Raw genomic sequence first — 14,820 nt, forward strand, 5'->3', positions numbered from 1 at the left:
GCGAACGGGGGGTGTCATGGGTGACAGTGGGTCCCGTATTACGCGCATTGAGCTGCCGGACGGTACGCCGGTCTGGGCCAGGATCTCCGGGGCCGAGGAGCTGACCGCTCCCGCGCCCGGCGGCGGTCCGACTTACACGGACACCGGGTTCGGGGACTTCGCGGACCAGGTGCAGGCCCGGGTCGAGAGCCTGCACTCCGTGGTGACCGGGGTGGCGCGCTCGCTCGCCGTGCCGCTGCGCGCGGTGCGGCCGGACGAGGTGAGCGTCGAGTTCGGTATCGAGCTGACCGCCAAGGCCGGGAAGATCGTCGGGCTGCTCGCGGACGGCGAGGCCAAGGGTGCCATCACGGTCACCCTCACCTGGAACGGCGGCGGGCCACCCGTCGACCCGCCCCCGCCCGCCCCCGTACCGGCGCAGACGGCCCCGCCGGACCCCGTGCCCTTCGCGCCCCCCGCACCACCCCCCGGCACGCCGCCGGGCGCCGGCGCACCTCCGGGCCGCCCGCCCGCCGGGGCACCCCCCGGCGCACCGGCACACCCCGGCGGTGCGGGCGACACCGACGGCGGCGGGGCATGACCTTCGGGGAACAGGGGGGCGCAGAGGGGGCCCTCGGCCCCGCTCAGGCCGCCCTCATGGACCTCGTCCAGGACGCCACCGTACGCATCCATCGCCCGCCGTCCGGGTATGCCCAGGACGGGCCGGAAGGGGACTTCCTGGGCAGCGGCTTCTTCGTCGCACCCAGCTGGGTCCTCACATGCGCGCATGTGGCGATGCGGGGGGAGGCGGGCATGGTGGGCGTGTGGTTCAAGGAGGACCGCTACAGCACGGAACTGACCGAGGTGCCGGGCCGCGTCGTCGCCGCCCTGCCCGGCACCCGCCCCCCGGGCCCGGGCGGCTGGCCCGCCCCCGACCTCGCGCTCATCCAGCTCCAGCGCCCCGTCGAACACCCCTGCGTGTACGTCACCGAGCGGTCCGAGGCGATGCTCCGCAGCCGCGAGGTCCGCTGCGTGGGCTGGGCGCCCGTCCAGGGCGGCGGCCTCCGGAACCGCAGCGGCGTCTGCGTCGTCAAGGGCTCGTACGGGGCATCGGGCGACGCCGAACAGGTCGTCAGGATCGACGGCGACTGGGTGGAGCTCGGCATGTCCGGCGGCCCGCTGGTCGACCTGGCCCGGGGCGAGGTCGTCGGCGTCATCAAGTCGCAGATCGACGGCCACCAGGGCGGCACCGCCGTCGGCGTCGAACGGCTGCGCACCCTGGAGGTGCCGGCCGGGCCCGTCGAGACCGAGACCGACGACATATACCAGTCCGTCTTCCACGCCCACGACCGCTACCACGCCGACCGGCACACCAGCTCCGCCGGCGCCGAGCGGACCTGGACCGACGCGCAGAGCGAGCTGCCCGACCCGCCCGGCGGCATCCTCGGCCCCAAGCTGCGCGCCGAACTCCTGGGCCGGCTCGCCGAGCTGTCGCCCCCGGCCAGCACCCGGTCGCTGCTGACGCTGCTCGACCGGCTGCCCGGGGTCTACGCCCGCGACCACCGCCCGGCCCCGCGCGGCTGGCGCGACGGACTCGGCGCGCTGTACGACGCCCGCGCCCGCGACCGCGAGGCGCGGTTCGAGCTGATCATCCGCTACTGCATGGGCGTTCTCGCGGCGGACCACCCCTGCGGCCGGCTCTCCGAGCGAGGCGTCAAGGGGCTCTGGGACTGGGTCAAGCGCATCGCCGAGAGCGAACTGCCCCGCGACCTGCGCCGACAGCTCGACGTGGAGTGGGCCGCGATCCGGCTCCGGCTGGAACAGAACCGCGGGCGGGCCGCCCGTGCCCCGGCCGGCGACCCCGTCCGCCACGGCGAACGCGACTGCGTCGTGCTCCATGTGGACCTCCAGGGCTGGGCCCGGGACCAGTACGACTGGCGGGTCGCCGTGGACCGCCGGGCCGGCGAGGCGGAGCCCGTGGACGAGGACAGCCGCGGGGTGCCGCTCGGCACCGTCCCGGACCGGCTCGCCGCCGCGCTGACCGAGGCGTTCCGCCGGTGCGACGAACCGGACAGCCCCGCCATGCTCCAGGTCGTCGTCGCGCCCGCGCTCTTCGGCCTCCCGGTGGACGACTGGGAGCTGCCGCCGTCCGGGATGCGCCTCGGAGCCGTACGGCCCGTGGTGCTGCGCAGCCCCTACCAGGGGGCGGCCGAGGAGCGGCCCGCCCGGTGGGACGCGGGTCTCGCGGCCGCGATCCGGGCCGAGGTCGTCGACTGCGAGGACGAATTGCGGGTACGTGTACCGGAGTCGGCGCGGCTGCGCGCCATGGCCCACGAGACCGTGCCCGTCCTGTGCCGCTACGGAAGCCCGGACCCCGATGTGACGGCCGGGGTGGTGCGGCTGCTCGACAGCGGCTTCGGTGTGGCGCTGCTCCAGCGGCGCACGGCGGAGGGCGACACCGTCTGCAAGGAGTTCCACCGGCGCGTGGCCGAGGCGGTGTCGGACACCCGCACCCATGACCGGCTGCCGTGGAAGATCCACGAACTGCGACGCGGGGTGAGCGCGGGGCGGACGGAGATGTACTGGTCCGCCGGCGCCGCCCTCTACTACGACGATCCACACCGTCCGCTGCCGGGCTCCGACTTCCTGGAGGCGCCGTGAGCCACCGCGCAAAGCATCAGTCGTGTACGCGAACTGACCTTCCCCTTACGGGTGTTGAACAGGATCGCTACGGTAGGGCACGTCCGACGCAGGCCGCCCCTGGCGGACGAGTGACAACGAGGGGCACGCTATGAGCGAACCGAGCGAGTGGCTCATCTACCGGGGCATCGGCGAACCGCACGACCAGGTTCCCCAGCTGCCGCCCCCGCCGCCCTGGCGCGACTTCACCGGAGGGCGCGGGCCCGGCGGGGCGGACGGCGGCGAGTCCGCCGACCGGCGGCTCGGCATCCCCGGCCGGGTCGCCGAGGAGCACCGGCCCGGCGCCGAGGAACTGGAGATGATCAACGCGGCGCTGTATCTGCGCCGCCCCCTGCTCGTCACCGGGGACCCGGGCGCCGGCAAGAGCACCCTGGCGCACTCCGTGGCGCGGGAGCTGGAGCTGGGCAAGGTGCTGCGCTGGCCGGTGGTCAGCCGCACCACCCTCCAGGACGGCCTCTACCACTACGACGCCATCGCCAGGCTCCAGGACGTCCAGATCGCCTCGCACGCGGCGGCCGGCGGCGCGGAAGGGGCCGACGCGGCCCAGAGCGTGGGCAGTTACATCCGGCTCGGCCCGCTCGGCACCGCGCTGCTGCCCTCGGACCGGCCGCGCGTCCTGCTCATCGACGAGCTGGACAAGAGCGACATCGACCTCCCCAACGACCTGCTGAACGTGCTGGAGGAGGGCGAGTTCGCCATCCCCGAGCTGGAGCGGATCGCCGACCGGCTGCCCGACGGCGAGGCGGACGTCCTCGACCACGACGGCAACAAGGTCCGCATCAAGGGCGGCCGGGTGGAGTGCCGGGCCTTCCCCTTCGTGGTGCTCACGAGCAACGGCGAACGGGACTTCCCGGCCCCGCTGATGCGCCGCTGCATCCACCTGGAGCTCGGCCGCCCCGACCACAAGCGCCTCGCCTCCTTCGTCAAGGCCCACCTCGGCGAGGAGGCCGCCCGCGCCAGCGACGACCTGATCGCCCACTTCCTGGAGCGGTCCCGCACCGAACTCCTCGCCACGGACCAGCTGCTGAACGCCATATACCTCACGCACGCCGCTTCACCGGCGGGCCGCGACCGGCTCGCGGACCTGCTCATCCAGCGACTCGACCGGCCGAGGTGAGGCGCTGATGCCCGGTGCGGCGGACGAGAGCGGTGGCGGCGGGCCCGGGGCCCCGGAGCTCCACGACGACGGCTTACTGCCCGAGCTGGTCGCGCGGCTGCGCGGCGCCGGGCTCGACCCGGACGTCGAGCAGCTCTGCGACGCCCTCTGGCTGGCCCGGTGGACCCGCCGCGCGTCCGTGCCCGACGAGGAGGGCGCCGGCCGGGACCCCGCGCACCGCCCCGGCCGCCGTCCCGCCGAAGAACGCCCCGTCCCCCGCCGCACCGCCACCCCGGACGTCCGCTCCCCGGGCACGGCCCCGGACGCCCGCCGAGAGGAGACGCCCGCACCGGGGGACGGCGAGCGGATCTCCCTGCACCCCGTCCCCGGCCGCACGCGGACCGGCGGCCCGGACCCGGCGGCGGACCCGGCACCGGACCCGGCGGACATCCGGCCCGGCGCGGACGCCCGCGCCGCCGTGCTGCCCCTCGGTGTACCGGCCGCGCCCGTGCTGCCCGCCCCCCTCGAACTGACCCGCGCACTGCGCCCGTTGCAGCGCTACCGCCCGGTATCCGCACCCCTGCGCCAGGTCCTGGACGAGTCCGCGACCGCCGAACGCAGCGCCCGCGCCGGGGGCGTGGTCATGCCGGTCTTCCGGGGGGTCCGGCGCGGCGACGCCGTGGTGCAGTGCGTGATGGATGCCTCCTCCTCGATGCTGGTCTGGGACCGGCTGTTCGAGGAGCTCCAGCAGATCTTCGCCCGGATCGGCGCCTTCCGGGACGTCCAGATCCGCTACCTCCACCCCGGACCCGACGGCGGCTGCACGGTCAGCCGCAGCCCCGACCCCACCGCCGCCCCGCTGCACTCCGCGGACCGGCTCAGCGACCCCACCGGACGCCGGGTGACCGTCGTGGTCAGCGACTGCGCGGGCCCTCTCTGGCGCACCGGACACGCCCACCGGCTGCTGCACCAGCTCGCCCGGCTCGCCCCCGTCGCCGTGCTCCAGCCGCTGCCGCAGCGCATGTGGAACCGGACCCGGCTGCCGGTCACCTTCGGCTCGCTCACCCGGGGCGAGGGCCCGGCCGGGGCCACCCTCCTCAAGGTCAGCGGCGACGCCGGAACGGGCCCCGCGCACCCCGGCGCCCTCGCCGTCCCGGTGCTGCCGCCGGTCGCGGACGCGCTCGCCGCCTGGGCCCGGCTGCTCTCCGGCACCGGCGCGGCCTCGGTGCCGGGCGCGGTCGGCTGGGTCCGGGCCGACCAGCCGGCGGCCCCCGCCCGCCGCGCGGGCGAGGCCCCGTCCTCGCTGCAACTCGTCAGCCGGTTCCGCTCGACGGCCTCCCCGGCGGCCGGCCAGCTCGCCGTCTACCTCGCGGCGGCCCCCCTCTATCTGCCCGTCATGCAACTCGTGCAGCGCACGATGCTGCCCCACTCCGGCCCCTCCGAACTCGCCGAGGTCCTGCTGAGCGGACTCCTCAAGCGGCAGGGCGGCGGCACCGGACGCGGACAGTGGTACGTCTTCGAGCCCGACGTCCAGGAAGCACTGCTCGGTCCCCTCGGCCGCGACGAGGCCCTTCTCGTGCTCAAGCACTGTTCGCAGTACATAGAGCAGCGGTTCGGCAAGGGCGGGCCCAACTTCCCGGCCCTGGCCTACGCCCAGCTCGGCGACGGCACCACCGGCGACGCCGCGCACGGCACCCCCTGGCCCCTCCCGGGCACGGACACCGGGGCCCGCGACGCCGACGCCGACGACGGTGAGGAGAACGAGGAGAACGACGGGAACGGGGGGACCGGGAGACCCGGGGGTCCGCGTGTCCCCCACGCCTTTGCCGAAGTCGCAGCCCGTGTACTGGAGCGATTCATGCCCGTACCGCCACGATTCGTCACCCGGGAAACCAGGCCCTCCGGAAGCCTCCCGGCCGCCGGGCTCGCCGTGCACCGCGCGCGGGAACTCGTGCGCCACTTCGAGACCGACAAGATGGTGCAGCGCCTGATCGACGCCGTACAGCTGCTCAGAGGCGCCGCCGAGCACGGCCGGGCCGCCGCCGACGACACCGAACTCCAGGCGGAGTACGCGCGCTGCGTGCTGCGCCTGTGGGAGGTCCAGGGCGGCGCCGACCTGCTCGAAGAGGCCGAACACGCCGCGGAACGGGCCGCCGCCCGCCCCGGCGCCGTACGGGAACGCGCGGTGCTCGCCAAGGTGCTGCACGCGGCCGCCGACGACCGGCGCAGACGCGGCGACCGGCGCGGCGCGCTGGAGCTGCTGCGGCGCGCCGACCGCGAGTACACCGCGGCCTGCGCCAGCCCCGGCCTGGAGCCCGGCGAAGCCCTCCGCCTCACCCTGGAACGGGTCCGGGCCCTGGAGGCGCAGTGGCGGCTCGACGGCGACACCGCGCTGCTCCAGAGCGCCTGCGGCATGCTCGAAGCCTTCGCCGACGCCTGGCCCGACCAGGAGAACCGCCCCGCCGTCCTGCCCCTCCAGCACGGCCGCACCCTCCTGAAGCTGGCCCGCGCCACCCAGGACGGCGAACAGTCCCGTGAATACGCCCGCCAGTCGGCCCGGTCCCTGCGCACCGCGTTCGCCCGGAGCACCGGGCAGACCATGGGCACCGAGGTCCGCATCGTCCTGGACCTGGTCGACGCGCTGCTCGCCTCGGGCGCCGAGCCGGAGGAGGCCGCAACGCTCACCGCCCAGTCGCTGGCGACCGTACGCGACCAGCGGCAGCGTGCCCAGCTCCAGACCCGGGCCGGCCGGGTCCGGACCGCCCGCTACGAACACACCGGCGACCCCGCCGAACTCGTCGCCGCCGCCGAGTGGTTCGCCCGCGCGGCCCGGGGCATCCCCCGCGACTCCCGCGCCTACACCGACCTGCTCGCCGAATGGGGCGCCACACTGCTGCGCCGCGCCGAACTCCCGGACGGCGGCGCGCACATCGGCGCGGCGGTCCGGGTGCTGCGCGACTGCCGCTCCGAGACGCCGGCCGGCGGCGCCCAGCAGTCCGAGCGGCTGCTGATGCTGGGCCGCGCCCTGATGCTGCGCCACCGCGCCACGGCGGACCGGGTCGACCTGCGGGAGGCCGAATACCTCTTCAAGCTGGCGGCCGAGGAGGCCATCGCCCCGCTCACCGCCGCCCGCTGCTGGCTGGAGCTGGGCCGGGCCCTCCTCCAGGCGGCCGGTGTCCTCGACCGCCCGGCCCGCCGCGACGAGGCCGCGGAGGCGTTCCGGTCGGCCGCCGACGCGGCCGGCGAGGCACAAATGGAGCCGGAGAGTCCACAACATCTCCGGGAAGCCGTGGAGTTGGCTGCTACAGCCAACCACTGGCGGGGTATGACGTACGAGAGGGCGGGACGCCCCCGGGCCGCGCGCGACGCGTACCGGGCGGCCCGCCGGGAGTGGCGCAAACTGCCGGACACCGGCGGCGCGGCGGGTGAGGCGACCGACGAGCGGCTGGCGGAGCTGGAGCGGTGAGAGCGGTGCGCTCGACGGCGAGCGCGCCCGGGCTCCGGCGCACACGCCGGGCAGAGGGACGACGGAGCAGGTCAGGGATGCGGGACCGGCGGGACGCGCTCAACGGCGAGCGGGTCACCGGCCGGCCCGGTGCTGCGGTACGGGGAGACGTGATGAGCGAGTCGACACGGTACGAGGGAACGGGTGCGGCCGGCGCGGGCGAACTGCCGGACCTGCTGGGCCTGGACCTGGCGACCCTGCGGACGATGGACCACCCGGTGCTGTCCGAGGTGGTGGCCGATCTGCGCGGCCGGGCGGAGCAGCCGAAGGAGATGCTCTGGGGGTTCACCAACGCCTTCTGATGAGCGCCGGACCCGCACGGTTTCGGCCGGGGGTGTGCCCGATCCGGACATCATGGCCCGGGCCGGGCCTGCGTCCGCCGTACCCCGGGGACACTCACCCCGGGCCGGCGGCGGGGCCATCCCGGCCGGCGTACAGCACGGGGGTGCTCGAATGGCTGGACCGACGACGCCTCGGGGGGCCGCGCCCGCGCCGCGAGGCGATACCCGTGCGCACCCGGTGCCCTTCGGGCAGTTCATCGTGAAGGTGCACGGCCGCTGCAACCTGGCCTGCCGCTACTGCTATCTGTACGAGGGGCCCGACCGCACCTGGCGCGACCGCCCGTCCGCCGCTTCGCCCGCCGTCCTCGACCGCACCGCCGCCCGGATCGCCGAGCACGCGGCCGCCCACGGGCTCGGCGGCATCGCCCTCGTCCTGCACGGCGGCGAACCCCTGCTCGCCGGGCCCGGCCGGCTGGCCGCCCTCGCCGACGCGGTGCGCGAACGGGCGCCGGCCGGCTGCGCCGTTCACACCACGGTGCAGACCAACGCCACCCTGCTCACCGGACCCGCCGTCAGCACGCTCGCCCGGCACGGCATCCGCATCGGCATCAGCCTCGACGGCGGGCTCGCCGCCCACAACACCCTGCGCACCGACCACGCGGGCCGCCCCTCCTGGCCCGCCGCCTCCCGGGGCGCCCGGCTCCTGGCCGACCACCACCCCGAGGCGTACGCGGGCATCCTCACCGTCGTGGACCCGGCCACCGACCCGGTGGAGATGTACGAATCCCTGCTCGCCCTGCGCCCGCCGGCCCTGGACCTCCTGCTGCCGCACGGCAACTGGTCCAGCCCGCCGCCGGGCCTTTCCGCCGCGACCGGTCCGGGGCGCCCCACCCCGTACGGCGACTGGCTGTGCACGGTCTTCGACCGCTGGTGGGGGGCGCCCCGGCGGGAGACCCGCATCCGGCTGTTCGAGGAGTGCTTCGCCCTGCTTCTCGGGCTGCCCGCCGCGACCGAATCCCTCGGCCTGGACCCGGTCAACGCGGTCGTGGTCGAGACGGACGGCTCCATCGAGCAGGTCGACTCGCTGAAGTCCGCGTACGACGGCGCGGCCGCCACCGGCCTCGACGTCTTCCACCACACCTTCGACGAGGCGCTGCGCCACCCGGGCGTGGCCGCCCGCCAGGCGGGGGCCGGCGCGCTCGCCGCCGCCTGCCGCGCCTGCCCGCTGCTGACCGTGTGCGGGGGCGGCCACTACGCACACCGCTACCGCGCAGATAACGGCTTCCGGAACCCCTCCGTCTACTGCGCCGACCTCGAACGGCTGATCCGCCACATCGCGGACCGGCTCGCCGACGCAACCGCTGGAGGCCCCCCATGAGCCCCGTCCCCGACCACGTCCTGCGCGAACTCGGCCGCACCGAGGGCGACGCCGCATCGCTGGGCCTGCTCGTCCGCGACCAGGACACCCGCCGCCTGGTCCTCCTGCGCGCGGTGCTCGACGCGGCGGAGGCCGCCCCGGCCACCGTGTGCCCGCCCCCGCTGCTCGACCGGCTCCGCGCGGACTGGGCCCTCCTCGAAGCCGCCGAACACGCGGACCGGGGGGCGGTGCGCACGGTTCTCTTCCACCCCTTGGCCGGACCCTGGGCGCAGCGGCTGCTGGGCGGGCTGACGGCGGAGGCGGCGGCCGGACCCGACCTGCTGGCCGACCTGGCCCATTTGACGGCGCTGGTCGCCGCCGCCGGGGCGCGGGCGGGGGTGGAGTTCCGGGTGCGGCTCGGTCCACGCGGCGGGCTCCTGTCGCTGCCCACGCTGGGAGCCGTGCGCGCGGACACCGGACCGGTCGAACTCCACTGCCGTGCGGGCGAGCTGACGGTACGCCCCGCCGTCGGCGCGCCCTTCACCGTCCGGGTCCAGCCGGACGGGGCCACCAGCTCGGCGGACCCGCGCTGGGTGCCCCTGGTCATGCTGCCCGCCACGGTGCCCGGGGCGGGGCCCGTGGTGCTGGACGACCTCGACCCGTACCGGACGGGCGGCGGCGGGCTCGCGGGGCACGGGCTGAGCGGGTCGGCCCAGCTGGACGACTGGGAGCGCAAGGCGTGGACCGAGTCCTGGTCCGGAGTCGAACCGCTGCTGCGGCTGGGCGGGGAGCACCGGCTCACCGAGGCCGCCGTCCTGCTGCGCTGCATGGTGCCGCTCGGGCCGCCGCCCGGCTCCGGGCCCACCGGGCGCAGCGCGGCGCATTGCAGCGGCACCCGGCGCGAGGCGTTCGGCGCGGTCCTCAGCAGCAAGCCCGCCACCGCCGCGTACTTCGCCTCCACGCTCGTGCACGAGCTCCAGCACACCAAGCTCGCCGCGCTCTGCGCCCTCGTCCCGCTGCACCACGAGGACGCGACGCCCCGGCACTTCGCGCCCTGGCGTCCCGACCCCCGGCCCTTCGACGGGCTGCTCCAGGGCGCCTATTCGCACCTCGCGCTCGCCGACTACTGGCAGCGGTTCGCGCTGCACGCCCGGCGCGTCGCGCACCGGGACCCGGCCTGGGCCGAGCACGCCCGCTGCCGGCAGCAGGTCGGGGCCGTACTGCCGGTGCTGGCCGGCTCGGCCGCGCTCACCGCCGAGGGACGCACGCTCGTCAACGAGATGATCACCCTCTACCACCGTCTGGAGGATTCGCCGCCACCCACGGGTCACCTCGCGCGTGCGGAGGCGTACGTGTCCACCGCCAAAGTGATATGGCAGCAGAGGAACGGCTCATCCAGGAGGTGAGCGGCCACGCGATCGCGACCGGCGCGCGCATGCCCCGGTGTATCTTGAAAAAGCTCACAACGAGGTCAGGGAGACGGTTCAATGCCCGCTACGCGTAAGCAAGTTGGAGCAATCGGGGCGCAGACCATCACCCTGAGCTTCGCCGGGTACAACCGGGCCTGGGCGGCATGGATCTCGGACCGGCTGGAGCGGCGCGGGGTGACCGTCGTCCAGCAGCGCTGGGACCCGCCGGTCGATGTGCCGCTGGAGGATTCGCTCCGCGACCTGATGCTCGCGCGCGGACAGATCATGGTCCTGCTCAGCGACTGGTACTTCCAGCTCGGGCCGCGCAGCCACGAGGAGTGGAACCGGGCCCTGCGCGAAGTGGTCGTGCCCGACCCGGACCGCTTCGCCGCCGCGTCCGTCACCACCGCGGCCCTGCCCGGCGCGACCTCGGTGTTCGCCGCCGCCGACCTGACCAACGTCGGCGCGGACGAGGCGGAGCGCCGGCTGCTCGTCCGGCTGGGACTGCCCACCGACCCGCTCCCGGAGACCGCCGCCGCGCGCCCGGGGCCCCGCTACCCGGCGGACATCCCCGAGGTCTGGGGCGGGGTGCCGCGCCGCAACACCCGGTTCACGGGCCGCGAGGGGCTGCTGGCCGAGACGTACCAGGCGCTCCAGGAGGCGGGCAGCGGCGCGGGCGTGGTGACGCTGCACGGCATGTCCGGCGTCGGCAAGACCCAGCTCGCCGCCGAATACGTCTACCGCTTCGGCTCCGAGTACGACGTCGTCTGGTGGGTCCCCGCCGACCGGCGCGCGCTCTACCGGCAGAAGCTCGCCGAACTCGCCCCGGAGCTGGGCCTGTCCACCGGTGCCGAATACGGCCAACGGCTCCGCGCCGTCCGCGACTCGCTGCGCCGGGGCAACCCGCACTCCCACTGGCTGCTCGTCCTGGACGGCGCCGACGAACCCGACCAGATCTGGGACCTGGTGCCCACCGGGCCCGGGCATGTGCTCATCACCTCCCGCAACCCGGAGTGGAGCGAGCACAACAGCAACCTGGTCGAGGTGCCCGTCTACCGGCGCGACGAGTCGGTGGCCTTCATCCGCCGCCGCGCCCCGCGTCTGACCCCGGCCGACGCCGACCAGCTCGCCGACGCGCTGGAGGACCTGCCGCTGCTCCTCGACCAGACGGCGGGCTGGCTGAACGACTCCGACATGTCCGTCGAGGAGTACATCGAACTCCTCAACGGCGGGATCGACCAGGACGTCGTCAAGGTGTCCGCGGACTTCCCGCTCGCCTTCCAGACCGCCTGGTCGATACTGCTGAACAAGCTCCGGGACACCGTCCCCGAGTCCGTCGACCTGCTGCGCCTGTGCAGCTTCTTCGCACCCGGCTCCATCCCCGTACGCCTGCTGAAGGAGATGCCGGCCGGTGAGCTGCCCGAACAGCTCTCGGGGCTGTTGAACGACCCGCTGCTGTGGAACAGGGCCATCGGCCAGCTGCGCCAGTACTCCGTGGTGCGGCTGGAGTCCCATGAGACCGCCGTCGACGAGACGTCCTCGGGCGAGTCGGTCTACCTGCACCGCATGGTCCACCAGATCGTCCGCAAGGACATGCCGGACCAGGACCGGCGGGAGTTCATCGACGTCGTCCGCCGCGCACTCGCCGCCGCCGACCCCGGCCGCCCGACGGACACCAGGCTCTGGCCGCGTTACGCCGAGATCACCCCGCACCTGAAGTGGGCCGACGTCCTGCGCAGCACGAACCCGGCCGTGCACAACCTGGTGCTCAACTGCCTGCGGTACATGTACATCTCGGGCGAGTACCGCGCCGGGATCAAGCTGGGCGAGCGCGCCATGACCGCCTGGCGCGAACTGCTCGGGGAGAACCATCCGCGCGTCTGGGACCTGAGCTACAACTACGCCAACCTGCTGCGGGCCGTGGGCGACTACGCCGGGACCGAGGCCATCGAACGGGCCGCGGTCGAACACCTGCGGGCCGAACGCGGGCCCCAGGACCTGGAGCACATCCGTGCGGCCGGCGGCCTCGCGGCGGACCTGCGAGGGCTCGCCCGTTACGAGGAGGCGCGGGAGCTGTCGAGCTGGATCCTGACGCAGTACCGGGAGCTGCTGGGCGAGCAGGACTACCGCACACTCAACGCCCAGAACAACCTCGGTACGTCCATGCGGCTCCTCGGCCGCTACGAAGAGGCACTGGGCCTCAACCGCCGCACCCTCGAAGCACGCCGCCAGCTGCTGCGACCGCGTCACGCCTGGACGCTCTACTCCGAGATCCACTACGCGACCGACCTGCGCCTGCTCGGCCGCTACGAGGACGCCAAGTCGATCCAGGAACGGAGCGTCGGCGTCCACCAGACCGTAATGGGCGCCGACAACCCGCAGACCCTGAGTGCCGAGCACAACCTGGCGCTCTGCCAATACCGCGCGGGTGAGCGGAACAAGGCGGCGGCGCTGTTCACCGGCGTGCTGGAGCGGGCCGAACGCGTGCTCGGCGAGAGCGACCCGCTGACCTTGATGTTCGCCGCCAGCCAGAGCTTCTTCGCGCGCGAGCACGGCGACATCGACCAGGCCAGGGCCATAAGCGAGAAGGTCGTCCAGGGCTATGTGGACATGCTGGGCGAGGAGCATCCATTCGTGGCGGGCACCCGCGCCAACCACGCCCTGATCCTGCGCAGTGTGGGGGAGCGCCAGCAGGCGCACCATCTGTCGGAGCAAGCACTTGCCGACCTCGGTCTTGCTGTCGGAGAGAACCATCCCTGGACGCTCGGCTGTGCCGTCAACACCTCCGCCATGCGCAACCTGGTCGGTGATGTGGAAGGGGCCGTGGCCCTGACCGACTCCCTGGTCACACGCGCCATCGAGGTCCTGGGGCGTACGCACCCCCTGACGCTCTCCGCCCGTATCGCCCACGCCGCGGACCTGCGCGGAATCCGGGAGAGGCAGCGGGCGGACAAGGTCGAGTCGGAGGCGCTGGACGACCTGGTGGCCACGCTCGGCGCGCAGCACGTGCACACTGTGTCGGCGCGCTCCCGCAACCGGCCGTACTGGGACTTCGAGCCGCAGATCATCTGACGGCATGGCGTAGATGATTGCCAGTCAGTAACCTTGCTGTATAAGGCAATTGGGTAATTCAGGGGGCAGTGATGGCGGTAGTCGTGGGTTCACCCGCACCGGGCGAGGACGCCCCCATCCCGGTGGTCGTGGACGCGGACGCGTTCGCCGCCACCGGGGTGCCCGTCACCGATGCGGACTCCCTGTACGGGAGCGAGGAGACCCGGGACGGCGCCGGGCGCCGGGCGCTCGGCACGGCGCGGGATCTGTACGGGGACGGCCTCGACCTCGCCCGGCGCTGCGCGTCGCAGGCGATGCGCAGGCTGGGCGATCTCGGGGACGGGCTGCGGCCCGACGAGGTCGAGCTCCAGGTCGGCATCACCTTCGAGGCGGGCATGGCCGCCGTGGTGAAGGCCGGGGCGGAGGCGCAGATCCAGGTCACCTTCCGCTGGCAGCCGGGGCGCGAGGAGCGGGTGTCCACGGCGGTGGCGCCCTCGTGAGCGAAACGGCGGCCGAGGCGTTGTCCGCGCCGATCCTCCCGTACAGCCGCATCGTCGGGCAGGACGAACTGAAGCTGGCCCTGGAGCTGAACTTCATCGCACCGGCCATCGGCGGCGTCCTCATCGCCGGACAGCGCGGCACGGCCAAGTCCACCGTGGTGCGGGCCTTCGCGCTGATGACCGGCGGATGCCTGCCCGTCACGCTGCCGATCAACGCGACCGACGACCGGGTGCTCGGCGGCTGGGAGCTCGACGCCCTGATGCACGGCCGGGCGCGCCGGCAGCCCGGCCTTCTGGAGGAGGCCCATGAGAAGGGCCTGCTGTACGTGGACGAGGTCAACCTGCTGGACGACCACATCGTCAACATCATCCTCGACGTCGTCTCCACCGGGGTCCTGTCCGTGCAGCGGGAGGGCATCGACACCGAGGCCCACGTCTCGTTCGGGCTCGTCGGCACGATGAACCCCGAGGAAGGCAGTCTGCGGGCCCAGCTGCTCGACCGGTTCGGGCTGATGGTGACCGCGGCCGAGCTGGACATCGAGGAGCGGCACCGGATGATCACCACCGTGCTCGCCTTCGAGGAGGAACGTCTCGTCGCGGACTCCGCCTGGTTACGGGAGGCCGAGGACGACAACAGACGCCTGCGGGACGCTCTGGTCACCGCCCGCGAACGGCTCACGGCGGTCCGGCTGGACCCGGACATCAGCAGGCTCTGCGCCGAGGCCGCCGCCCGCACCGGGGCCGTCGGCCAGCGGGGCGACCTGCTCGTGGCCAAGGCCGCCCGCGCCCTCGCCGCGCGGGAGGGCGCCCCGGCCGTGGCGCGTGCCCACGTACGACGGGTGGTGCCGCTCGCCCTGCGCCACCGCCGGCCCGACTCGGTGCACGGACCCGAACCGGCCTGGGGGCAGGAAGAGGAATCCGTGCTGGACGAGCTCTTCGGCTGAC

Annotated in this window: 10 protein-coding genes; all 10 read left to right on the forward strand. The window is 74.3% G+C overall.

The annotated features are described in order from the left end of the window. The first annotated feature begins 16 nt into the window (after window positions 1-16). The 10 genes from OG338_RS21105 (at window position 17) to OG338_RS21150 (ending at window position 14,819) form a co-directional block, all read left to right on the forward strand. Window positions 17-577: a CU044_2847 family protein gene (locus OG338_RS21105; RefSeq protein WP_405938802.1), complete on the forward strand. Its 561-nt coding sequence runs from the start codon at window positions 17-19 to the stop codon at window positions 575-577. A gap of 56 nt (window positions 578-633) precedes the next feature. After that, the gene (locus OG338_RS21110) at window positions 634-2,637 is read left to right on the forward strand and encodes a trypsin-like peptidase domain-containing protein (RefSeq protein ID WP_405938803.1); all 2,004 of its coding nucleotides are present in this window, start codon (window positions 634-636) and stop codon (window positions 2,635-2,637) included. Window positions 2,638-2,767: 130 nt separating this feature from the next. Then, on the forward strand, window positions 2,768-3,793 hold the full coding sequence (locus OG338_RS21115; protein WP_405938804.1) for an AAA family ATPase: 1,026 nt from the start codon (window positions 2,768-2,770) through the stop codon (window positions 3,791-3,793). Window positions 3,794-3,800: 7 nt separating this feature from the next. Further along, window positions 3,801-7,238 (forward strand): SAV_2336 N-terminal domain-related protein, encoded by a 3,438-nt coding sequence (locus OG338_RS21120; protein ID WP_405938805.1) that lies wholly within the window; start codon window positions 3,801-3,803, stop codon window positions 7,236-7,238. A gap of 152 nt (window positions 7,239-7,390) precedes the next feature. Further along, window positions 7,391-7,579, forward strand: coding sequence for an FxSxx-COOH cyclophane-containing RiPP peptide (fxsA, locus tag OG338_RS21125; RefSeq protein WP_202542778.1), 189 nt, complete (start codon window positions 7,391-7,393; stop codon window positions 7,577-7,579). 217 nt (window positions 7,580-7,796) lie between these two features. Further along, on the forward strand, window positions 7,797-8,936 hold the full coding sequence (locus OG338_RS21130) for an FxsB family cyclophane-forming radical SAM/SPASM peptide maturase (protein ID WP_405938806.1): 1,140 nt from the start codon (window positions 7,797-7,799) through the stop codon (window positions 8,934-8,936). Next, on the forward strand, window positions 8,933-10,321 hold the full coding sequence (locus tag OG338_RS21135) for an aKG-HExxH-type peptide beta-hydroxylase (protein WP_405938807.1): 1,389 nt from the start codon (window positions 8,933-8,935) through the stop codon (window positions 10,319-10,321). The genes OG338_RS21130 and OG338_RS21135 overlap by 4 nt, the downstream gene beginning before the upstream one ends. Window positions 10,322-10,402: 81 nt before the next feature. Then, window positions 10,403-13,396 carry an FxSxx-COOH system tetratricopeptide repeat protein gene (fxsT, locus tag OG338_RS21140; RefSeq protein ID WP_405938808.1) on the forward strand — a complete coding sequence of 998 codons (2,994 nt, stop codon included), beginning with the start codon at window positions 10,403-10,405 and terminating at the stop codon, window positions 13,394-13,396. A gap of 71 nt (window positions 13,397-13,467) precedes the next feature. After that, the gene (locus tag OG338_RS21145; protein WP_405938809.1) at window positions 13,468-13,875 is read left to right on the forward strand and encodes a CU044_2847 family protein; all 408 of its coding nucleotides are present in this window, start codon (window positions 13,468-13,470) and stop codon (window positions 13,873-13,875) included. Further along, window positions 13,872-14,819: an AAA family ATPase gene (locus OG338_RS21150; RefSeq protein ID WP_405938810.1), complete on the forward strand. Its 948-nt coding sequence runs from the start codon at window positions 13,872-13,874 to the stop codon at window positions 14,817-14,819. The genes OG338_RS21145 and OG338_RS21150 overlap by 4 nt, the downstream gene beginning before the upstream one ends. Window position 14,820: the final 1 nt, after the last annotated feature.

It is taken from the genome of Streptomyces sp. NBC_00726 (assembly GCF_045161735.1).
Taxonomy (GTDB): domain Bacteria; phylum Actinomycetota; class Actinomycetes; order Streptomycetales; family Streptomycetaceae; genus Streptomyces.